Here is a 23092-nt window from a genome sequence, read left to right on the forward strand (position 1 = left end):
AAGCTGAAAATTGAAAACAACGCACATTGTTTATCGCTTAAACAATGTGAGAGTCTCTCAAAAATCTCAACTTGAAGATGTTCTCTGTTACGATGGCAAATCGTAATGAGCGAGCAGTCAGCCATTCAAGGCGGACAGCGCACAGCAAGCGCAGCATACATGAGTATGTGAGCATTGCGAGCACTGCCCAACACAGAATGGATGCACGCGCAGCCATTACTTGTCAGAATGACACGAAAAGACACCTTCGGGTTGTGAGGTTAAGCGACTAAGCGTACACGGTGGATGCCTAGGCAATCAGAGGCGATGAAGGACGTGCTAATCTGCGAAAAGCGTCGGTAAGGTGATATGAACCGTTATAACCGACGATATCCGAATGGGGAAACCCAGTGCAATTCGTTGCACTATCGTTTGATGAATACATAGTCAAACGAGGCGAACCGAGGGAACTGAAACATCTCAGTACCTCGAGGAAAAGAAATCAACCGAGATTCCCCTAGTAGCGGCGAGCGAACGGGGAGCAGCCCAGAGTCTTAATCAGCATTAGCATCAGGAGAACGGTCTGGAAAGGCCGGCAGTAAAGGGTGATAGCCCCGTATCTGAAGATGTTAGTGTTGTGAACTCGACGAGTAGGGCGGGACACGTGTTATCCTGTCTGAATATGGGGGGACCATCCTCCAAGGCTAAATACTCCTGATTGACCGATAGTGAACCAGTACCGTGAGGGAAAGGCGAAAAGAACCCCGGCGAGGGGAGTGAAATAGAACCTGAAACCGTGTACGTACAAGCAGTGGGAGCCTTGATTTATCAGGGTGACTGCGTACCTTTTGTATAATGGGTCAGCGACTTATATTCTGTAGCAAGGTTAACCGTATAGGGGAGCCGTAGGGAAACCGAGTCTTAACTGGGCGAATAAGTTGCAGGGTATAGACCCGAAACCCGGTGATCTAGCCATGGGCAGGTTGAAGGTTGGGTAACACTAACTGGAGGACCGAACCGACTAATGTTGAAAAATTAGCGGATGACTTGTGGCTGGGGGTGAAAGGCCAATCAAACCGGGAGATAGCTGGTTCTCCCCGAAAGCTATTTAGGTAGCGCCTCGTGAACTCATCTTCGGGGGTAGAGCACTGTTTCGACTAGGGGGTCATCCCGACTTACCAACTCGATGCAAACTACGAATACCGAAGAATGTTATCACGGGAGACACACGGCGGGTGCTAACGTTCGTCGTGAAGAGGGAAACAACCCAGACCGCCAGCTAAGGTCCCAAAGTCATAGTTAAGTGGGAAACGAAGTGGGAAGGCTCAGACAGCCAGGATGTTGGCTTAGAAGCAGCCATCATTTAAAGAAAGCGTAATAGCTCACTGGTCGAGTCGGCCTGCGCGGAAGATGTAACGGGGCTAAACTATGCACCGAAGCTGCGGCAGCGATATGTAAATATTGTTGGGTAGGGGAGCGTTCTGTAAGCCTGTGAAGGTGTGCTGTGAGGCATGCTGGAGGTATCAGAAGTGCGAATGCTGACATAAGTAACGATAATGCGGGTGAAAAACCCGCACGCCGGAAGACCAAGGGTTCCTGTCCAACGTTAATCGGGGCAGGGTGAGTCGACCCCTAAGGCGAGGCAGAAATGCGTAGTCGATGGGCAACGGGTTAATATTCCCGTACTGGTGATAATTGCGATGGGGGGACGGAGAAGGTTAGGCTGGCCGGGCGACGGTTGTCCCGGTTTAAGGATGTAGGCAGGTGAATTAGGCAAATCCGGTTCACTATATGCTGAGGTCTGATGACGAGTCACTACGGTGGCGAAGTAGCTTATACCCCGCTTCCAGGAAAAGCCTCTAAGCTCTAGATTATCATTAATCGTACCCCAAACCGACACAGGTGGTCAGGTAGAGAATACTCAGGCGCTTGAGAGAACTCGGGTGAAGGAACTAGGCAAAATGGTGCCGTAACTTCGGGAGAAGGCACGCTGGCATTAGGTGAAATGGTTTACCCATGGAGCTGAAGCCAGTCGCAGATACCAGCTGGCTGCAACTGTTTATTAAAAACACAGCACTGTGCAAACACGAAAGTGGACGTATACGGTGTGACGCCTGCCCGGTGCTGGAAGGTTAATTGATGGGGTTATCCGTAAGGAGAAGCTCTTGATCGAAGCCCCAGTAAACGGCGGCCGTAACTATAACGGTCCTAAGGTAGCGAAATTCCTTGTCGGGTAAGTTCCGACCTGCACGAATGGCGTAATGATGGCCAGGCTGTCTCCACCCGAGACTCAGTGAAATTGAACTCGCTGTGAAGATGCAGTGTACCCGCGGCAAGACGGAAAGACCCCGTGAACCTTTACTATAGCTTGACACTGAACATTGAGCCTTGATGTGTAGGATAGGTGGGAGGCTTTGAAGCGTGGACGCCAGTCTGCGTGGAGCCAACCTTGAAATACCACCCTTTAATGTTTGATGTTCTAACGTCGCCCCGTTATCCGGGGTGCGGACAGTGTCTGGTGGGTAGTTTGACTGGGGCGGTCTCCTCCCAAAGAGTAACGGAGGAGCACGAAGGTTGGCTAAGCATGGTCGGACATCATGCGGTTAGTGCAAAGGCATAAGCCAGCTTGACTGCGAGAGTGACAGCTCGAGCAGGTACGAAAGTAGGTCTTAGTGATCCGGTGGTTCTGAATGGAAGGGCCATCGCTCAACGGATAAAAGGTACTCCGGGGATAACAGGCTGATACCGCCCAAGAGTTCATATCGACGGCGGTGTTTGGCACCTCGATGTCGGCTCATCACATCCTGGGGCTGAAGTAGGTCCCAAGGGTACGGCTGTTCGCCGTTTAAAGTGGTACGCGAGCTGGGTTTAGAACGTCGTGAGACAGTTCGGTCCCTATCTGCCGTGGGCGTTGGAAGATTGAAAGGGGCTGCTCCTAGTACGAGAGGACCGGAGTGGACGCACCACTGGTGTTCGGGTTGTCATGCCAATGGCATTGCCCGGTAGCTAAGTGCGGAAGAGATAACCGCTGAAAGCATCTAAGCGGGAAACTTGCCTTGAGATGAGTCTTCCCTGACTCTTTAAGGGTCCTAAAGGAACGTTTAAGACTAAGACGTTGATAGGTTGGGTGTGTAAGCGTAGCGATACGTTGAGCTAACCAATACTAATGAACCGTGAGGCTTAACCTGACAACACCGAAGGTGTTTTAGAGATTGAGAGATTAAGTTGATTCAATAGCGAGTGAGAAGCCGAAAGGTGAAGGACACAGCAGCTTGTTCAGGATTGATATTCTGGTTTAAGAAAAAACTTAAACGGGAATAAACAGAATTTGTCTGGCGGCAATAGCGCGGTGGTCCCACCTGACCCCATGCCGAACTCAGTAGTGAAACGCCGTAGCGCCGATGGTAGTGTGGGGTCTCCCCATGTGAGAGTAGGGAACTGCCAGACATTAAATTAGCCGAGAAGCCACCCATTGGGTGGCTTTTTTGCGTTTGGGAAATTGAAATCGCCGAAAGGTGTATGACAAATGGTCTTCTCGTTAGCAAAATCTGGGGCGGCACTCACCAACGGCCTAAAAGCGCCGAATATCCCTGTGCTTCCCGCCTTATTTCACTGTCAATCGAGGTAGTCCCCGTGAGATCTGGTGAATAAAAGCACTTTAATGGTGAATACCTGATCTGGCATAATCTCAAATCTCAAATCTCAAATCTCAAATCTCAAATCTCAAATCTCAAATCTCAAATCTCAAATTTCAAACCGAATCTAAGCTCCAAATTTCTCAGTAAATTTTCAGTATCACTTTTAGCTCAGGCTCGAAAATTTAAGCCATTCTAGAAATAAAATTCTTATATATTAATTGATTATGCTATCTGGTGCTTATGAAAAGACAATCTGGTAACAGATAAAAAATGAATACGCTGTGGTTGACGTAATATAGAAGAAGGATTAGGAAGAAAAATTCAACAGTGGGTATTTTTCCCAGATTTTTTTGAACCACGGAGTGAATTTTTCAGGATGAGTACTAATTTCTTGGGCTAAAGTTTCAAGGCTAACCCAGCGGGTAGCACTGACTTCTTCAGGATTAGGAACGACTTGCTTGTCATAGTAGCCCACAAATAGGTGGTCATACTCGTGCTCAATTAGTCCGCCATTAACATCTGCTTTATAAATAAACTCACCAACATGTGTTAATGAAGTTGAAAAACCAAGTTCTTCCGTTAAGCGACGTAAAGCTGCAGCATGGGTATCTTCTTGTGGTCTTGGATGGCTACAGCAGGAATTGGCCCACTGCCCAGCGGAATGATATTTATGAAATGCGCGTTGTTGAATGAGCAATTCGTTCTTACGATTAAAAATGAAGATAGAAAATGCACGATGCAGGCAGCCTTGCTGATGAGCTAGCAGTTTTGGCATGCTACCAATCGGTGTATCTTGTTCATTAACTAAAATAAGTAGTTCTTCTATCATTGGGGTCATCTGTATCAGCTAGAGTCAAAAACAAGCTTATTATAACTGGAAAAAAATGACTTGTAGATTAGAGCTATTAATAGCCTTAGCTAATTTGTGATGGGAGATTGATAAAGTACATTCATAGCTAGATGAATCGATCATTTAGCTATGAATGAAGACGGAATGATGAAGAAATATTATTTCTGTTGGAGCACCCAGACAGCAGCTTCGACTCTAGATTTTAGGTTTAGTTTTTTAAGTAAGTGTTTTACATGTACTTTTACTGTGCTCTCTGCAATATCTAAATTTCGAGCGATCATTTTATTTGATAATCCTTGAGCTATAAGCTCTAAAATATCGGATTCTCGTGGAGTTAGCGCGATAGCATCGCTTTCATTTTGTGATTGATTTTCTCTTAATGATTCGGCAAGGACAGAGGTTAATGTCGGGCTCACTACCATTTTTCCACTTGCGGCTTCTTTGAGGGCGATAATCAATTCTTCAGGTTCCATATCTTTTAACAAATAACCATCAGCACCTCGCTTAAGTGCACTGATCAAATCGTCACTATAATTCGATACGGTAAAGAGAATAATTCTGCCTGAAAGTTCGCGTTTTCTAAGCTCATCCAGAGTTTCAAAACCGTTCATTCCTGGCATATTGAGATCTAAAAGGATCAGGTCAGGATCTTGTTCTTCAGCTATCTGAATGCCCGTTTTGCCATCTCCAGCTTCACCAATAACTTGAAGTGAAGGTTCTAAGCTAATCAATTGTTTTACACCATTTCGGAGCATTGGGTGATCATCAATAAGTAGAATTGTTGATTTTTCGGTCATTATATTTTTAGTCTCCATGAATGATTTGATCCGGTGTTCTAAATGTTAGATGCTTTAAATGTCAGATAAAGGGAATGTGACTTTCACTTCAGTTCCCCCTTCGGCACGTTGAGTGATATAACACTCGCCATTCAGGCTAAGTGCTCTTTCTCTCATAATAATGAGGCCATAATGATTAAGTTTATTTGGATTGTCATCGATACCATTGCCATTATCATCAATTGTAACAGTGACGGTGCCTCTATTTTGGCTTAATGAAACTTTAGCCCAAGTTGCATTGGCATGCTTCAGAATATTACTTAGCGCTTCACGAATAATTTGTATTATGTGGATAGATTGGTGTGGCGAGATACTTTTCGCTGGAATTTCATAATTAAGTTGAATATTAAAGCCAATACGCCCACTAAATTCACCTAAAGTGCTTTTGAGTGAAGGTAATAGTCCTGATTCAGTAAGTTTCAAGCGGAAAGTCGTCAATAATTCCCGTAACTGGCTGTATGCAGTATTAATTTCTGTCCGCATCTCATTGAGCAAGTGTAGAGTTGTTTCTGGTAATGGCTCTGGTTGCATTTGCAGATAGCTAATTTGCATTTTTAAACATGAGAGTGATTGTGCTATAGAGTCATGAAGCTCTCTAGCAATCGCGGCACGTTCATCCATGATCAGTAACTGCTGCTGCTGCTCTATCTGTTGCTCCATAGTGAGCATACCTGAAATCTGTTTCGCGAGCATAAGAACCAATCTATTTTTTTCATCAGAAAATGGTTTTTTTTGCTCAATTTCACCGATAATTACACCATATCGGTGCATATTGTCAGAGAGATCCCACTGTAATGTTTGATATTCTTTTACTGAATCATTGTTTAATGGATGCTGATTAGCGGAAGATAGCTTTGCTTTATCTATTTCGAGGTTGGTCGTGTCATAAGAGATTTCATGGAAGTATTGTTCATTACTATCTTCATATAATTTGAGACGCAAGTTTTCTAGCTGTGTGATGTTTTTCAGCTCCGCGAGAACTTTTTGTAATCTTGAATAAAGCGTTTCCGAAGAGTGTAATATTTGATTTGATTGATAAAGATATGACAAAACACGATTTTTAGCGAGTAAGTCTGCGGTTTTTTCTGCCACACGTTCTTCGAGTTGGTGGTAACTTTGCGCCAGCTCATCAGACATATGATTGAGAGTTTCACCTAGGGCATTGAGCTCATCTTGCTTATTATTCTTCATGGGATAGCGCTGAGTAAAATCTTTACGCCCAATGGCATTAACCATAGAAAGCAGCTTCATCCATGGGTAATAAATTTTTCGTCTTAAATGCCAGATTGTTCCCATCAATAGTAAAAAGACTAAGCTAATAAAAATAAGCTGAGTCATCGCTACATAAGCGATTTTTTTCTCAGTTTTATCATCAATGTTATGAACTAACTCATTGAGCATATTAACAAAAGTAATGACTTCATAGCGGGCATCATCAGGCGAAGATGCTTTAGTAAGTGCGGGCCTTAAAGTGTTTAGCCAAAATTCATGTATTTTATTAAATTCAGGTGTGAGGTTTTCAATTTTAACCACTTGAGTTAGCTCGGGGCTGAGTAAATCTTTCTCTAATTCATCAAGGTAATTTTGGTTATGCGGGTTTATGGGAGTTAAAGAAAGTAGGCGGTAGCTTTGCATGCGCAAGGAACCAGATGTGTTAATGGCATGAGCGTTGCCTTGTACACTGATGATCATGCGGTTGGAAATTGTCATGCCGATAATGCCTAAAACAGCAATAAGCAGCATTAACCCAATAACCTGATTGATGATCGAAAATCGTCGGTAAAGTGTCGGCATTCTCTCTTCTTCCTGATACAAAATAAACTGACTATTACCATAATGTATTTAAGGATATTAGTCAGTTTTTAGCTTTATTTTGTTTTTTTAAATCGAGCAAAAAAGTGAATAATTAAAACAATAAATAAACCGATAACTAGGCCAAAAATTAAATTAAGAATGGAAGGTGTCAAAAATTGTAGTGTATTACCAACAATACTGATGCTACCTGTTTTCTCTGCTATTTTTTCGATACATAAATGCAGATAGGTAATTCCGTGAGTGAGTATCCCCCCTCCGACCATAAACATCGCGGCAGTCCCTACAACAGATAATGTTTTCATTAAATAAGGGGTTACATAGATTAACCCATTACCGCATTTACGCAGTAAAGTAGACGTTTTTTTCTGTAAATAGAAGCCTAAGTCATCTAGTTTGACTATACCAGCAACTAATCCATACACCCCGACAGTCATGACAATGGCAATAATTGATAAAACTGCAAATTGGTTCAGGAGAGTTGTTGAAGACACAATACCTAAAGTAATAGCGATAATTTCCGCAGATAAAACAAAATCAGTGCGGATTGCACCTTTAATTTTTTGTTTTTCAAATGCTGCTATTTCTTGTTCTGAAAGCTGGGCCTCTCGTGCAGCTTCTGATGGTGAAGTCTCATGTTTGTGTAGATACTTATGGGCAAGTTTTTCAGCGCCTTCAAAGCAGAGATATGCGCCTCCAATCATTAATAATGGTGTGACTGCCCATGGAATGAAAGCGCTAATCAATAATGCGAGTGGGACTAAAATGAGTTTGTTGATGAAGGAGCCCTTTGCGACAGCCCAAACGACAGGGATCTCTCTTTCAGCACGAACGCCAGTGACTTGTTGAGCATTTAAAGCGAGGTCATCACCCAGAACACCGGACGTTTTTTTTGCTGCCATTTTTGTCATCACTGACACATCATCTAGAACTGCTGCGATATCATCTAATAAGGCAAGTAAGCTACTTCCAGCCACAGGAGGATCCTTTTGTTAAGGTAAGGTATAATTGACATTTCTTAGGTAAGATAAGTCAAAATTAGTTCACAGGGATTTGATAATTTGAGTAATAACAGGGATAGGTAAATTTTTCCCTATCATAATTATTTGATTTAATTATCAGTTCCTTATGGAAGACTAGAGTATATTTTGTCATTATCATTATTTTTAATGAGTGTAAGGTTAATCCATGTCCCTTCAGCCTGTATTGAGTATCGTTGTTGCGGTTTATAACGGCGAAAAATTTTTACCCCATTTTTTTGATAGCCTAATTGCCCAAAAACTCGAAAACTGGGAACTGATCGTTGTGAATGATGGTTCAAAAGATGATAGCGAATCGGTCATTCGTCAATACGAAGATAAGTTTGAGAATATCAAAGTACTCAGTCAGGAAAATGGCGGAGTTTCCGTTGCGCGTAATACCGGAATGGCTGTCGCAACAGGGGAATATATCACTTTCCCTGATATTGATGATGAAATTGATGCAAGAATGTATGGTCGCTTATTAGAGATTGCCTTAGCGGGAGATCTGGACGTAGCAACTTGCAATGGTACCTACGTTTACACTAATGGGGATGCTTCAAAGGCTATTTTCCCACCCAATAAAGTGCCTTCTACTGGCGTGATCACGGGTCCTCAATGGCTACAAATTGGCTTGAGCTCCCGTAAGTTTCTCCATGTAACTTGGTTGAATCTGTATCGCTTGTCATTAATTAGAGAGCACAATTTTACCTTTGAGCCTAGATTGCACCATCAAGACATTCCTTGGACTACCGAAATGCTGCTCGTTGCTAAACGAGTGCAGTTTATCAATGAACAATATTATGAATATCTGATCCACAACCAATCCGTTTCACACTCTTTAACCGGAGATGAACGCTCAGTACGTAAGATCAATACCTACCTGAAGATCTTAGATATGTTGATGGATATCTATAAGCGTCATCCTGAGGAAGTGAAACAAGCGCCTGCCTGTTTATGGCAAGTGGGAAAAGAAGGCTTAGGGGTTGTTTTAGCGCTATTAGCCATTAAGTCACCGGAAACGCAAAAGCAGATGGTTCAGCTGTTTTTTGATAAAGGTTACTGGGATATTGTTTGGAAGCATGCCACAACGCTGAAATTAAAATGGCGTTTGATCCGTCGTTACAGCAAATTGAAGGCCATTATCAATAAATAGTTTTCTAGCAGCCTTTCGGGGCTGCTCTCTTTTACCCTTCCTGTACTCCCTTAGAACTCGCCTTCAACTTATTAAATAATTGATAAAATATTATTAATATCCATAGCATATATTGTGATTTAATTAACATATTAATAACAAAAAAATTGAGCTTCCTCTCAGAATGTGGTCTTTATAGGGTCATAGTTCGCCTGAATATACACGGTGATAAATTATTAATAAGTTAATGAGTGAGGGCTGAATGGATCATTATCTGCGTAAATTACCTGACCTTATTGACTCCGTGGCAACCAACCAGTTTTACCCCAATTTGTTGTCATGGCTGTCCTCTTTTGTGGCTTTTGATAACGCCATTATCTATGCCTTCGAAAAAGAAGGCGCGCCGCGTTTTCTGTCGAAAGTTGAGAAGCGCAATAGCGACAGCATCAATCGCATTTATCAGCGTGGCGCTTATCTGATGGATCCTTTTTATCAAGAACTACAAAAAGGCGGAAGTTCGAAGGTACTAACATTGAAAGAAGTTGCACCGAAAGGGTTTTATCATACTGATTATTATCTTAATTTTTATCGTAAGACAGGTTGGTGTGATGAGGCGGGTTTATTGTTGGAGCTATCAGCCGATAAACAATTAGGTATTTTCTTTGGTAATGAAGACCAGCCTTTTCTTTCAGATGAAAGTAAGCAGAAATCATTAAAAGAAGCCTTTGATATTATTCGAAGTATTGCTCGATTACATAAGGAAGTGGTGCCGAATTCAGTCTCTAGCCATTATCGTAATACGGACTTACAGACTTGCTTTGGTTTGACGCCAAGAGAGTGTGAGGTCGTTGAATTAATTTTGGAAGGTAAAGGTTCCCCACAAATTGCTGAGTCACTGTTTATTAGTTTAGGCACTGTCAAAAATCATCGTAAGAATATCTATCAAAAATTAGAGATCAACTCTCAAGTTGAGTTATTTAATTTATTAATGACTCCAATAAAACAGTAATTTAGGGGTCTTAGTTTATTTCTTGTATACATTAGATGGTTAAACTGAGCCGTTAAGATAAAGCTTTATTTTTCAATAAATTAAATTTCTCTCTTAGCAATAAAACACTCCTCGCCTTCATCCTTTATCAAAATATGTAATAATTTCTATTAATATAATAATAAATATTTATCTTTTTGAATTTAAACAGAAAAAATTTAAATTGATTTAATTTTGTTTATAAGTAAATATTGTATCCACGTCACAAATGTTAACTTTATGTTTCGAATGTCCCTAAAGGGCTATGTAACTGTTAATGATTGGTTAAGATAATCAAGGTTATTGCAAGATACTAGATAGGGTATCCATTATGAATAACCAAGTAGAATCATTAACTTATTACTCAGCAACCAAAAAATATGACCTGCGTTTCCCAACCTTGAAAGAAGACATTGATGTGGATGTCGTGATCATTGGTGGTGGATTTTCAGGGATTAATACGGCATTGGAATTGTGTGAAAAGGGAATTACCAATATTGCTATCTTGGAAGGTCGCCATCTTGGGTATGGCGGTACAGGACGTAATGGTGGGCAAGTGATGGCCGGTATTGGTCATGACCTCGATGCGATTAAAAAGCACGTTGGCTCAGAAGGTTTAGAAACGATTTTTAAACTGAGCAACATGGGTGCAGGGATCATGCGTGACCGTATCGCCAAATATAATATTGATGCGGATTTCTGCCATGGTTATGCCTATTTAGGTAGCAACAAGCGCCAAGAAAAAACATTGCGTAGTTGGCTTGCAGATTTTAAAGCCGTCGCGCCAGATGAAGAAATTGAATTTTATACAGGTTCAGATTTAAAGCAGATTATCGGCTCTGACGCTTATACATGTGGAATCAAACACATGGGAGGCGGACATGTTCATTCACTTAACCTGTTATTGGGGGAAGCGAAAGCGGTGAGTGAATATGGCGCAAAAATTTTTGAAAACAGCCAAGTTTTGAATGTTGAGTACGGCGATACAGTAACGGTTCGTACCGCGATGGGCTCCGTAAAAGCGAAAAAAATGTTGTGGGCGTGTGATGGCTTCTTGAATGGTCTTGAGCCGACGTTATACCCAAAAACAATTAACACCTATGCCTATCAGTTAATGACGGAAGAGCTTTCTGATGAATTGATTGAACGCATTAGCCCAATTCGCGGGGCATATAGCGATATTCGCCCGGTCATCGATTACTACCGTGTGACAAACGAAAATCGCCTGCTATTTGGTAGCTCGACGTACTTTTTAGAATACATTCCATCCGACTTGAAAGCGTGGAACCGTAAATTGATGCTGAATGTTTTCCCATACCTGAAAGACGTCAAAATCGAGCTGGCATGGGGTGGTCCAATGGCGTGTAGTGCCAACCTGTTCCCGCAAATTGGCACAATCCCTGGTCATAAAAACGTGTTCTACGTACAAGGTTATTCAGGTTTTGGTGTTACGCCGAGCCAGATCGTGTGCAAGGTGCTTGCTGAAGGGATAGTTGAAGGCTCCAGCCGCTATGACCTGATGAGTTCGATTCCTCATGCTGACATTATGGGGAAAGACAGCATGCGTAATGCCATTGTGTCACTTGCCAAGTGTTGGCATCAGTTATCAGGATATTGGCAAGGTCGCCGCTAAGTTTTCCTAAATTTAATGTCCATTTTTGATTTTATTACATAAGAGAAGGTAAGAAAGATGATCAGCCCATTACTGTTAAACAAAGCACTTCCTGAATTACTGAACATTGGTAGCGTGAGCAATTTAGGTTCTGTGGTTGTTGAAGGGGACCCTCAAGCAAGCGTGGCGATGATCCACGGCGAGCCAACAGATAATCTGACTTGCGGTATTTTTGCTTGTACAACAGGCAAATTTAAGATGGTTTACCCATTTGATGAAATGGCAACTGTTCATGAAGGTTCGGTGAAATTAACCGACGTGAAAACAGGCGTCACCGTGGAATACCACAAAGGCGACACTTGGTTTGCAGCCAAAGGCACTGAAGTGCTATGGGAAATTAGCGCAGCGCGTTTTGTAAAACACTATTTAGCCTGCGTGAATGCGTAATTCGATAAATTAACGAGGTGGAGATAACGATGAGTGAGTTAACCCTGTTACCAGAAGTTAGAGAATTCTTGAACCGTCAACACGGTCATTTTATTAATGGATTGCCTGTTTCTGGCAAGGGAGATGCTTATTTTGAAGTCGTGAATCCAGCCACCGAGCAAGTGATTGCGAAAGTGAAAGAAGGGACGCGCGAAGAAGTTGATGCAGCGATGAATGCGGCATATGCCGCATTTAAAGGCTCATGGGCAAATACGACGCCGATGGAACGAGGCAATTGTTTGAATCGTTTAGCGGATTTGCTCGAAAAACACTTAGAAGAATTAGCGCAATTAGAAACCTTAAGTTCTGGGAAAACCATTCAGTTATCACGTTTTCTGGAAGTGGGGTCATCGGCGCAGTTTCTACGTTATTTTGCGGGCTGGGCAACCAAAATTAGTGGTGAAACCCTGAATGTTTCTTTGCCATCATTTAATGGCGAAAAATACTCAGCATTTACGCAGCGTGAGCCTGTAGGTGTGGTTGCAGGAATTATTCCATGGAACTTCTCTATTATGATTTCCATTTGGAAATTAGCAGCGGCATTGACATGTGGCTGCACGATTGTACTGAAACCAAGTGAATTTACCCCTCTGACCATGTTACGCGTGGCTGAACTAGCCAAAGAAGCGGGCATTCCTGATGGCGTGATTAACATTGTGAATGGCGGTGGGCGCGAAGTGGGACCTGCTTTAATTAGCCATGAACTTTGTTCGAAAGTGACCTTTACTGGTTCAGTGCCGACTGGGTTAGCCGTAGGGCGCTCGGCAATGGAAGGCAAACTGGCTCGCGTCACATTAGAATTGGGCGGTAAAAATGGTGCTGCATTCTTAGCGGATTTATCGGTAGATAAGATTGTGAGCGGTATTATTGAAGCGGGTTATTTAAACCAAGGGCAAATTTGTGCCGCAGCGGAGCGTTTCTATATTCCATCTAAATTGATGAATGCGGTTCTAGAAGAGCTAAAATCGCGTTTATCGGCGATGAAAATTGGTTCTCCATTAGATGAAACCACCGAAATGGGCCCATTAGCCAACAAAGCCCACTACGATAAAATTTTAAGTTTATTTGAAAAAGCACGCCAAGATGGTAGTGAAATTATCTATGGCGGGCAGCCAATTGCAGGAGCCGGTTACTTTGTTCCCCCTACGATTATTCGCGCAAATGGCCCAGATGATGTGTTAATGAAAGAAGAGACATTTGGTCCTATCGGTACGTTCTTAGCTTATGATGATGAAGAAGAGCTGGTTACGATGATGAATAGCACGCCATTTGGTTTAGCGGCGAGCGTGTGGACGAATGATCTTAGTAAAGCAATGCGCATGGTTTCACAAATTGAAGCAGGAACCGTTTGGGTGAATATGCACACTTTCCTCGACCCAGCAGTGCCTTTCGGTGGCATTAAGTCGTCTGGAATTGGTCGTGAATTTGGTAGTGCATTTATCGAACACTACACTGAATTAAAGTCCGTCATGGTGCGTTATTAGAGCGTTAGTGGTTTTGTTTTTTCTGTAAAGCAACAGTTTTCCCGGCCAATGTGCCGGGATTTTTTATAGAATTTTATCTTGGCGGATAATAAACCCGGAGGAAACTAATTCTGTCCGGTTGCTTACATTGGCTTTGGTAAAAATATTACGAAGGTGGGTTTTCACAGTAGAAAGCGAAACGCCTAATAGTAGCGCAATACGCTTATTATTGGCTCCTTCTCGCACTAAATGAATGATTTCTTGCTCTTTCGGGGTATAGGAAACCAGTGAATCGGGTCGCACATCGAACGTCATAAGCTCCGCAATCGGTAAGATTGCATTGAGCCTAATTACCTCCTGAGGCGTAAACGGCGTATCTCGCAGCACTGAAATTCCTGCCACAATCTTATTTTTACGACGAATAAAAATCTCTGCCATATCCGCGATATGATTCGGCTGCATAAAATCATGGAAGAAGGTTTGATCGTGTTGACGCATTTCCACAGGCATCTTCACTAAACGGAGATCCTCACCGCGAAAATGGTCTGGATGTAGAGGGTCATGCTGGGAAAATGCAGAGAGATACTCTTCATGCATACGTGCGGAAATCCCATACAGTACATGGTTTTCTGGCTGCCAGTGCTCATTCACCAGATAATAAACCGCTGCAGAAATAGGAATGATATGGGCAATCGTATTTAGGCAGCAGTCGATTAAGCCCTGTTGACTCTCACTAAATAGCGGTTGAACCATCATCATACCTCATCAAAATAGTCAGCTTACTATCATGCAATTTAATTCAGTTAACATAAAGTAAACATGTTAATAACGTGAGCTTGATTACACTATTCAAAACTTGTTTTTTATTGCTTAGAGGGCGTTGGCTGCCTTTGGGTATCTTTCGTAGTGTATTTGTTAATATATTAATGAGGTGGTTTTTCGCTAGTTATTGATATTTCAATGATTATTGTGTTTCTCGTGCATAAAAATAGTACTTTTCGTCTTAGTTTCTGTGTGTTCCCCTCTCTCTGGGTATCGTTCTAAAGGACGATGGCGACATGTTTATGCTTATTTCTATAGTGAGAATGCAGCCACTTCATTTTTACAAAAAATTCACAATTTGGGCTGTGATCAGAGAGAGGGAAGCAAAATGAATTTATCCTCAAAATTAACATCACATATTGAAAAAGGTAAGGTTGGCTTTCCAACGACGCTCGCCAGTTCGGTTGGCGTGATTATGGCAAGCCCTGTGATCCTCACAGTAACCAGTGGTTTCGGGATCGGCGGTGATACTTTCGCCTTAGCCGTTTTACTGAGCTTTATCATGATGCAGGCTCAATTAACCACATTCTCTGAAGCGGCGGCAATTTTACCGACCTCTGGTTCCGTTTACGACTATATCTCCTGTGGTATGGGCCGTTTTTGGGCGATTACAGGGGCGCTGTCTGCCTATCTGATTGTTCACGTTTTTGCTGGTACTGCAGAGACCATTTTATCCGGCATTATGGCGTTAGTGAACTTTGAAAGCCTCAATACAGTGCTGGAAACCAATAACTCCTCTTGGATGGTGGGGGTTGGTTTAGTCGTGGCATTTGGCTTACTAAATGCATTTGGTATCGAAGCTTTTGGCAAGGTAGAAGTGGTGCTCACTTTTGCAATGTGGAGCACGTTGGTGATTTTCAGCATTTGTGGATTGATGATGCCATTTCACGTTTCCTCAGAAGGCTGGTTTGGCCAAGGATTGAATATTTCTGACCCAACCATTGTTCTTAGTTTTGTGGGAATGGCGATGTTTATGTTTGTCGGCTGTGAGTTAGTGACACCGATGGCACCTGAAATTAAAAACTCAGCCAAAGTGATCCCGCGTGCGATGACGATTGGCTTATGCGGCGTCGCATTTTGTATGTTTTTGTTTGGTGCGGCACTGACTAACCAAGTCGAAAACGTGATTGTCGATCCACAAAATGGTGTGAGTCTATTAGAAACACCGATGGCAATTCCTGCGTTTGCTGGGCAAATTATGGGTGACTTTGGCAAATACTGGATTGGGATTGCATTATTGCTGGCGGGTGGGGCGACCATCAACACCTTAATGGCAGCGGTTCCGCGCATTCTTTACGGTATGGCGTTAGATGGTGCATTACCAAAGGTATTCGCCTATTTGCATCCTCGCTTTAAAACGCCAGTATTCGGTATTTTAGTGGCGGTGATGATCCCTTGTTTACACGCATTTGCTATCCAAGGGGATTTAGACAGAATTATCCCGTTGGTGCTGGCGGCTGTGTGTTCGTGGGGAACGGCATACTTATTAGTGACGATTTCTGTGGTGTTATTGCGTATCCGTCGCCCTGATTTACACCGCGCTTATCGCTCGCCATTCTTCCCTATCCCACAAATTATTTCGAGTGTGGGGATCATCCTAGCGATTGTTTACATCACGCCTCCGGGCATGAATAAAGCAGATGTGTATATTCCATTTGCCATAATGTTGGGATTAACAGCGAGTTATGCATTAGGTTGGACCGTGTTAGTGCAGAAAGTGAATCCATTTAAGCCCGTTCCGGTTGAACAAGTATTGTCCAATTCATTTGAAGATGAGAATGCAGAGGAGGTGGAACTTGAGCCTTTACGTAACCTTGCCTAAGTCACCATGGTGGAAAAAGTTAACCCAAAAGCGCCTCCCTACAGGGTATCAAGCGGGGTTAACTTTAAATCGGATTGAGAAAGATATCGCCCCTTATGTTTGTGAGTGGGGGACGCCAGGAGTGCTCCTCATCCAATTGCCTCAAGGCATTAAAGTGGAAGTCACTGAGCGTGTGAAAACCTTGTTTATGGCGTTTATTGTGCATAGCCGTTTTGCGGTTTCGGGAAAATGTGACAACGCGCTGGTGGCACAGATCGATGTGAAAACAGCAGGATCTGCACGGAAAAAACACATTCAGTTCACGACTCAACAAGCGGATGGGAAACTTTTAGTCGAAAGCTTAGATCTATACCCCGTGATCCGCCAAACTTTCGAAGAGCTAGACTTCACTCACTGTCATATTGCTGTCAAAAATGGCGTTTGGCGTTGTGAAATTGAGCCTTATACCGCTTCGGAAATGGTCAGCCGGATCCCCGCTGCTCGGCGTTATTTACGTTTGACTGACCAGCAGCGCCATCGCTTATTAAGTGCATTACAGCTGATTTCTCAGCTCATGAACCAACAGGTTTCTCATCAATAATTTCTTCTCATCGATAACGCCCAGATTGGGCGTTTCGCTTTTATGATTGTTATGTTTATGGCTGCCATGTTTATGACAATCATCTTTATATCGACATAAAACCGTCATTCAACTGTCATCTAGCTGCTCTAGCATGCTGGTCAACTATTCGAAGCATACTTATTTACTCTTCTTATTGATTGGCAAGGATAAAACTTATGACAGGTAATTTTATGAAATCGATGTTAGCCGTCGCTGTAAGTACGTTCATTTTAGGAACTGCAATCCCAGCTTATGCCGCGGATAAAAATGAAGCAGTTTCAGAAAGTCGCGCTGCAAAAGGGGATATCACTAAGTTTGGTGGTGCTCGCCGTTTATCGACTGAACAGACGGATATCATGAAAGCAGCACTGCATAATGGTCAAGCGAAGAACGTCATTTTATTTATCGGCGATGGTATGGGGGATTCTGAAATTACCGTCGCACGTAACTATGCAGAAGGCGCAGGCGGTTTTTTTAAAGGAATCGATGCACTGCCAATCACTGGGCAATACACCCATTACGCATTAGATAAGAAAACACAAAAACCAGACTATGTAACTGATTCTGCTGCATCTGCAACAGCATGGTCATCCGGTGTGAAAACCTATAACGGCGCTTTAGGGATTGATGTGTTTGGTAAAGACCATGACACATTGATTGAAATTGCGAAACGTAATGGCAAAGCAACGGGCAACGTGACAACATCTGAAATTCAAGATGCAACGCCAGCGGCTCAGTTTGCTCATGTGACGGGACGTAAATGTTACGGCCCTGAAGAAACCAGCGAAAAGTGTGCGACGAATGCACTGGAAAATGGCGGTCGTGGTTCTATTTCAGAACAGTTAATGATTACTCGCGCGGATGTCACATTAGGTGGCGGTGCGAAAAGCTTTAAGCAGGAAGCTAAAGCGGGTGATTACAAAGGGAAAACCTTGGAACAACAAGCGGCAGATCGTGGATTCACTATTGTCCGTGATGCTAAGTCACTCGATGCAATCAAAGAAGCTAACCAAGATAAGCCGGTGTTAGGCCTGTTCCATGACGGCAACATGACCGTGGCGTGGGAAGGTCCAAAAGCCACTTATCACGGCAACTTAAATAACGCAGCATTAGAGTGTAAACCGAATTCTAAGTTAGACCCGAATGCGCCGACATTAGCCCAAATGACTGAAAAAGCGATTGATTTACTGAAGGTAAATCCAAATGGCTTCTTCTTGCAGGTTGAAAGCGCTTCTATCGATAAGCAGGATCACAAAGCGAATCCATGTGGTCAAATTGGCGAGACTGTCTCGCTGGATCAAGCGGTACAAGTTGGCTTAGATTTCGCTAAGAAGCACGGTGATACACTGGTTATCGTGACGGCTGACCACTCGCATTCTAGTCAAATTATTCCAGACGGAACTAAGTCATCAGGCTTAACTCAAGCACTGATCACAAAAGACGGTACCGTGATGACCGTGAACTACGGTAATTCTGAAGAAGAAGATTCACAGGAGCATACAGGTGCTCAGCTACGTATCGCAGCCTATGGTCCACATGCTGCGAACGTGATGGGTCTGACTGACCAAACCGATTTGTTCTTTACCATGCGTGATGCGATGGGATTGAAGCAATAAACCAACCCCTGTAGTTAAAAGTTCTCTGTGGTAGGATGCCGCAGAGAACTTTTTTGTTTATAAAGTCCAATAAATCCTCGTCGAAATTTTCTCCTTCAGACCCTCACATCACACTAAAATTTGATTGATTTTTATAGAAACGCAGATATGATTGATAATCATTATCATCTTTAACGAAATTATAGGCTCATTATGAGTTGGCTAAAGACTCATTAGCTATAAATGGGAGGCGTTATGGGAACTAGCGTATCAAAAGCAACAGGGTTGCGGCGTATTGGCGCTGGTTTGTGGGGCGTCTTCGCGGTGGTGTTACTGAGTATTATGTATTTGCTGAGCAATATGGGGTTTGATCCACTGAAAGTGGCGATGATCACCTTGATGATTGCGACAGCAGGCATGCTGTTTAATCGTGGTTCACGGCGCTTATTAATTATTCCTGCAGTAATGTCTTTAGGCTGTTTTTTGCTGATTTTTATTATGCGAAGCTAAGATTGTCTAAGCGATATCTAGGTTAGGAATATTGCGCGAATGGCTATTGAGAATTGAATATCTGAAGATTGAATTCTTGAAGATTAAGGCTACGAATCATTAACAGTGGTGCGAAAGGGGGGACTTGAACCCCCACGTCCATAGGACACTAACACCTGAAGCTAGCGCGTCTACCAATTCCGCCACCCTCGCAAATACTGTCAAAATTCTTTCTATTGATACTGACTTCTATAATGAGCTGCTAAGAGCAGTCAACACATAGATAATTGAAATTATGATATGAGCTTTCTTACTCAAAAGAATTCCAATTAGATAAAGGCGACAAACGCCGCTATTCCGTTGAGCATAGATAACTATGTAATACGGATAGCGAAGAGCAGTCAACGCATAGATAATTGAAATTATGAAGAGTAAGTGGTGCGAAAGGGGGGACTTGAACCCCCACGTCCATAGGACACTAACACCTGAAGCTAGCGCGTCTACCAATTCCGCCACCCTCGCAATACTAACTCTTTTGCATAATTGCTCATGCATCAATAGTACGGTGCGGATTTTAGGCTAATTTGCGCAGACGTCAATAAATTTTTATCGGCACTATCTTGTTTGATGAAAAAACGGCCAACGTTATAAGTTGACCGTTAGAAACCAAACCGATAATGAGATAATGTCGTCGTTTTAGCGCTTAATGGCTTCGTAAACTTTGAATTTACCCGTTTTAGCCAGAACCACATGACCGCCAAACGTTTTATCTAGTAGGTCAGGATATGGTAAAAACGCATTTGCGACGATACGTAAGCGGCCGCCTTTTTTCAGGTGCTTAGGTGCTTGGAGAATAAGCGTTTCTACCGCGTTATAACTGGTGTTGATCCCATCATGGAACGGTGGATTAGAAATGATCCAATCAAATTTATCATCAACATTGGAATAGACGTCACTTGGGATCACTTTTCCGGTGAGATTGTTGGCCGCGAGCGTTGCAGTGGCGGAATCAATCGCAGATGCGCTGACATCACTCAGGGTTAAGGTGACATTCGGATTTTGTGAGCCGATAACCGCAGCGAGTACGCCGTTACCGCAAGCCAGATCAAGCACATTACCACTCATTGGCTCAGTCAATGTGGAAAGCAGCAAATCACTGCCGATGTCTAACTCGTTATGGCTAAATACACCTGGAAGCGCGTGAATTTTCACACTATCAACCTGATAGTTACGCCACCAGCGTTTAATATCAAATTCAGTTGGTTGCTCAAGCTCACCATAATAGAGCCCGCAGCGGCGTGCGGAGTCAATTTTTTGCAGTGTTGCAATTCCTTCCATCATCGCTTCGGCACTTTTTACACCGCTGCGATTTTCGCCGACGATAAAAATTTGGCTTCCAGCAGCAAGATGGGTACATAAGTCATCAAGTTGGAACGCTGCTTCTTGTTTGTTCTTAGACCAAAAGTAAATTAAGGTATCGCAAGGTTGAACGAATTCCGCGGTTGCTGTTGAAGCAAACAGAACATTTTCACCCAATGCCGGCTGTAAGTTTTTCCAGCGATGGTACTGGTTAGTGAGAACACGCACGCTGGCGGCTTCTAAAATTGTGCCCAGCTCATCCTGAATATCGCCTGCCAAAAGAACATGACGATCAATAAAGTGCTCTAAATGGCGTTGAATAACTTCGCTGGCGGGTGTCAGTAATGACATATTCTGTCTATCTCCTAAAATGAATATAACCACGCGGACTACCTTACCAGAAAAAAGATAAATAGCATTGCTCTGTTGGCGCTATTAATCCCCTTTGATAAGATGTGGTTGTTAACTAACGACTGGGTAAAGCAATGACACGACGTGACAGACTTTTAGAACAAATGGGGATCACTCAATGGATGGTGAGAAATCCGACTGTGTTACGTGGTGAACGTGGTGTACGCATTCCTGAGTCGACTAAGCTTATTATTATCACTGATGAGAACCTTGATTTAAACAGCCAGCTGCTAAAAGATATTTTTCTCACAATGAAGGTCGATGAGATTGACGTTGTGTGCATTACTTCCGATCAGCTCAAACTCATTCCAACACCAATAACAATACCTTGTTGGGTGATAGGGGATGGCATTCATCCCGAAGGTTCAAAAATCACATTTATTTCTCCTGTTTTGTCTGAACTGATAGCAAGCAGCAATGCTAAACAGGCACTATGGAAACAAATTTATCAATATGATGAAAATTTCAACACTCAAGCAATCTGATCTCGCCACCGCCTTCTTAATTGAAAAGTTAAGCCATGACTTTCCGTGGACTGAGCGAGTTTTTTATGGAAATCAAGGTGAAAAATACCATAATCTAAAAATATCAGTTAATAATCAAATTGTTGGGTATGCTATTACGCAATATGTTTTAGATGAGGCAACGTTATTTAACATTGCCATTCATCCTGATTTTCAAGGGCATGGATATGGGCGAATGTTATTGGAAAATTTGATTAATAACCTAGTCAATCGTGGAATATCGACGCTGTGGTTGGAAGTGCGGGAATCGAACGCCTCTGCCATTCATCTGTATGATAAACTCGGCTTTCAACAGGCGACTGTACGTAAAGACTACTATCCGACGAAAACAGGTCGAGAAGATGCATTAGTGCTGGCATTAACCTTGTTTAGTGAAGATATGTTTAGCCAAAAAGCATAATAAACTTACCGTAAAAATAGATTAAAAAAAGAAGCCACGAGGTAGCAATTTATTGTGATTCGTGGTTTTTTGTATTGGAGCATATAAACCGAAAATAAAATAATAAGAGGCGTTGAAAATGGCACAATTCAATATAGCGGTCATTCCGGGGGATGGAATTGGAACGGAAGTGATCCCCGAAGGATTACGTGTTTTAGAGGCAGCCGCGCAAAAGCACGGTGTAAAGCTTAACTTTACACACTTTGATTGGTCGTGTGAAACCTATCACTGTACCGGTCGTATGATGCCGGAAGATGGTTTAGAACAACTGAAAAAATTTGATGCTATTTTCTTAGGTGCCGTTGGATTCCCGGGGGTTCCAGACCATATTTCCCTGTGGGGCTTGTTATTGCCTATTCGTCGTGCATTCAATCAATATGTGAATCTGCGCCCAGTACGTTTATTTGAAGGGATTAAATGCCCGCTGGCGGATAAAAAGCCGGGTGATATTGATTTTTATGTGGTTCGGGAAAACGTAGAAGGGGAATATTCTGCAATTGGCGGAATTCAGTATGAAGGGACGGAAGACGAAATGGTGTCCCAGCAAAGTATTTTTACCCGCAAAGGGACTGACCGAATTTTAAAATATGCGTTTGAACTTGCCCGCTCTCGCGATAAAAAACATTTAAGTTCAGCCACGAAATCGAATGGATTATTCCACTCCATGCCGTATTGGGATAGCCGTGTGGCTGAAATGGCAAAACAGTATCCTGATGTAAAAGTTGACCAATTCCACATTGATATTTTTGCGGCTAACTTAGTGAGAATGCCGGAATTTTATGACGTGATTGTGGGGTCAAACTTATTTGGGGATATTTTGTCAGACCTTGGTCCTGCATGTACGGGGACGATTGCGATTGCACCATCGGCGAATATCAATCCAGAGAAAAAATTCCCATCGATGTTTGAACCTGTGCACGGCTCTGCGCCGGATATTGCAGGGCTAAATATCGCTAACCCAATCGGTACCATTTGGGCGGCAGCGATGATGATGCAGCATCTCGGTTGCCAAGAAATGCATGACACGATTATGTCAGCGGTTGAAACGGCTATTCGTGAGCGTCATCATTTGACTCGCGATATGGGCGGAAATGCCAGTACACAAGAGTTAGGGCTGGAAATTGCTCAGTTAGTGGCTGCGACAGCATAAGTTTATTGGCTCCATCCAGTGGG

18 protein-coding genes, 2 tRNA genes and 2 rRNA genes are annotated in these 23092 nt (G+C 42.8%); 14 read left to right on the forward strand and 8 right to left on the reverse strand.

The window, feature by feature from the left end:
• Positions 1–258: 258 nt before the first annotated feature.
• A 23S ribosomal RNA gene (locus LDO73_RS02860) occupies positions 259–3167 on the forward strand.
• Positions 3168–3310: 143 nt separating this feature from the next.
• Positions 3311–3426, forward strand: a 5S ribosomal RNA gene (gene rrf, locus LDO73_RS02865).
• A 498-nt stretch (positions 3427–3924) separates the two neighbouring features.
• Here rrf and idi read toward each other — a convergent pair.
• The 4 genes from idi to LDO73_RS02885 all read right to left on the reverse strand — a co-directional run bounded on the left by idi (position 3925) and on the right by LDO73_RS02885 (position 8092).
• A complete protein-coding gene (idi, locus tag LDO73_RS02870; protein WP_224060108.1) occupies positions 3925–4446 on the reverse strand; it encodes an isopentenyl-diphosphate Delta-isomerase in 522 nt (173 codons plus the stop codon).
• A 179-nt stretch (positions 4447–4625) separates the two neighbouring features.
• Positions 4626–5264, reverse strand: a complete 639-nt coding sequence (narL, locus tag LDO73_RS02875; RefSeq protein WP_006662852.1) for a two-component system response regulator NarL — start codon at positions 5262–5264, stop codon at positions 4626–4628.
• A 54-nt stretch (positions 5265–5318) separates the two neighbouring features.
• Positions 5319–7097 (reverse strand): nitrate/nitrite two-component system sensor histidine kinase NarX, encoded by a 1779-nt coding sequence (narX, locus tag LDO73_RS02880; RefSeq protein ID WP_224060109.1) that lies wholly within the window; start codon positions 7095–7097, stop codon positions 5319–5321.
• A gap of 74 nt (positions 7098–7171) precedes the next feature.
• Complete coding sequence (locus LDO73_RS02885) at positions 7172–8092, reverse strand: DUF808 domain-containing protein (RefSeq protein WP_224060110.1); 921 nt, start codon at positions 8090–8092, stop codon at positions 7172–7174.
• A 211-nt stretch (positions 8093–8303) separates the two neighbouring features.
• On the opposite strand from LDO73_RS02885, the gene LDO73_RS02890 reads away from it, so the two are divergent.
• From LDO73_RS02890 to LDO73_RS02910, 5 genes are all read left to right on the forward strand, one after another.
• Complete coding sequence (locus LDO73_RS02890) at positions 8304–9290, forward strand: glycosyltransferase (RefSeq protein WP_224060111.1); 987 nt, start codon at positions 8304–8306, stop codon at positions 9288–9290.
• Positions 9291–9531: 241 nt separating this feature from the next.
• Positions 9532–10278, forward strand: a complete 747-nt coding sequence (locus tag LDO73_RS02895) for a helix-turn-helix transcriptional regulator (RefSeq protein WP_224060112.1) — start codon at positions 9532–9534, stop codon at positions 10276–10278.
• A gap of 349 nt (positions 10279–10627) precedes the next feature.
• Positions 10628–11929, forward strand: a complete 1302-nt coding sequence (locus tag LDO73_RS02900; protein ID WP_224060113.1) for an NAD(P)/FAD-dependent oxidoreductase — start codon at positions 10628–10630, stop codon at positions 11927–11929.
• A 57-nt stretch (positions 11930–11986) separates the two neighbouring features.
• Complete coding sequence (locus LDO73_RS02905) at positions 11987–12355, forward strand: cupin domain-containing protein (RefSeq protein ID WP_224060114.1); 369 nt, start codon at positions 11987–11989, stop codon at positions 12353–12355.
• A 29-nt stretch (positions 12356–12384) separates the two neighbouring features.
• Complete coding sequence (locus LDO73_RS02910; protein ID WP_224060115.1) at positions 12385–13878, forward strand: aldehyde dehydrogenase family protein; 1494 nt, start codon at positions 12385–12387, stop codon at positions 13876–13878.
• Between the two features lie 63 nt (positions 13879–13941).
• Here LDO73_RS02910 and LDO73_RS02915 read toward each other — a convergent pair whose 3' ends face one another.
• A complete protein-coding gene (locus LDO73_RS02915; protein ID WP_224061123.1) occupies positions 13942–14610 on the reverse strand; it encodes a helix-turn-helix transcriptional regulator in 669 nt (222 codons plus the stop codon).
• Positions 14611–15007: 397 nt separating this feature from the next.
• On the opposite strand from LDO73_RS02915, the gene LDO73_RS02920 reads away from it, so the two are divergent.
• The 4 genes from LDO73_RS02920 to LDO73_RS02935 all read left to right on the forward strand — a co-directional run bounded on the left by LDO73_RS02920 (position 15008) and on the right by LDO73_RS02935 (position 19207).
• Complete coding sequence (locus tag LDO73_RS02920) at positions 15008–16501, forward strand: APC family permease (protein ID WP_224060116.1); 1494 nt, start codon at positions 15008–15010, stop codon at positions 16499–16501.
• Positions 16476–17081 (forward strand): DUF3156 family protein, encoded by a 606-nt coding sequence (locus tag LDO73_RS02925; RefSeq protein WP_224060117.1) that lies wholly within the window; start codon positions 16476–16478, stop codon positions 17079–17081. Before LDO73_RS02920 ends, LDO73_RS02925 begins: the two co-directional genes overlap by 26 nt.
• Positions 17082–17278: 197 nt before the next feature.
• On the forward strand, positions 17279–18718 hold the full coding sequence (gene phoA / locus LDO73_RS02930) for an alkaline phosphatase (protein ID WP_224060118.1): 1440 nt from the start codon (positions 17279–17281) through the stop codon (positions 18716–18718).
• A 234-nt stretch (positions 18719–18952) separates the two neighbouring features.
• Positions 18953–19207, forward strand: coding sequence for a DUF1435 family protein (locus tag LDO73_RS02935; protein WP_036950193.1), 255 nt, complete (start codon positions 18953–18955; stop codon positions 19205–19207).
• 106 nt (positions 19208–19313) lie between these two features.
• Here the strand turns inward: LDO73_RS02935 and LDO73_RS02940 are convergent.
• The 3 genes from LDO73_RS02940 to rsmC form a co-directional block, all read right to left on the reverse strand.
• Positions 19314–19399: transfer RNA gene (locus LDO73_RS02940), tRNA-Leu, on the reverse strand.
• Between the two features lie 223 nt (positions 19400–19622).
• Positions 19623–19708: transfer RNA gene (locus LDO73_RS02945), tRNA-Leu, on the reverse strand.
• 174 nt (positions 19709–19882) lie between these two features.
• Entirely contained in the window at positions 19883–20896 is a 1014-nt protein-coding gene (gene rsmC, locus LDO73_RS02950; RefSeq protein WP_224060119.1) for a 16S rRNA (guanine(1207)-N(2))-methyltransferase RsmC, read from the reverse strand.
• Between the two features lie 134 nt (positions 20897–21030).
• On the opposite strand from rsmC, the gene LDO73_RS02955 reads away from it, so the two are divergent.
• The 3 genes from LDO73_RS02955 (at position 21031) to LDO73_RS02965 (ending at position 23069) form a co-directional block, all read left to right on the forward strand.
• Positions 21031–21441, forward strand: coding sequence for a DNA polymerase III subunit psi (locus LDO73_RS02955; protein ID WP_224060120.1), 411 nt, complete (start codon positions 21031–21033; stop codon positions 21439–21441).
• Positions 21410–21880, forward strand: a complete 471-nt coding sequence (rimI, locus tag LDO73_RS02960) for a ribosomal protein S18-alanine N-acetyltransferase (RefSeq protein WP_224060121.1) — start codon at positions 21410–21412, stop codon at positions 21878–21880. The genes LDO73_RS02955 and rimI overlap by 32 nt, the downstream gene beginning before the upstream one ends.
• A gap of 118 nt (positions 21881–21998) precedes the next feature.
• Positions 21999–23069: a tartrate dehydrogenase gene (locus LDO73_RS02965; protein ID WP_224060122.1), complete on the forward strand. Its 1071-nt coding sequence runs from the start codon at positions 21999–22001 to the stop codon at positions 23067–23069.
• Positions 23070–23092 lie beyond the last annotated feature (23 nt).

The organism is Providencia alcalifaciens, assembly GCF_915403165.1.
Classification (GTDB): Bacteria; Pseudomonadota; Gammaproteobacteria; order Enterobacterales; family Enterobacteriaceae; genus Providencia; species Providencia alcalifaciens_C.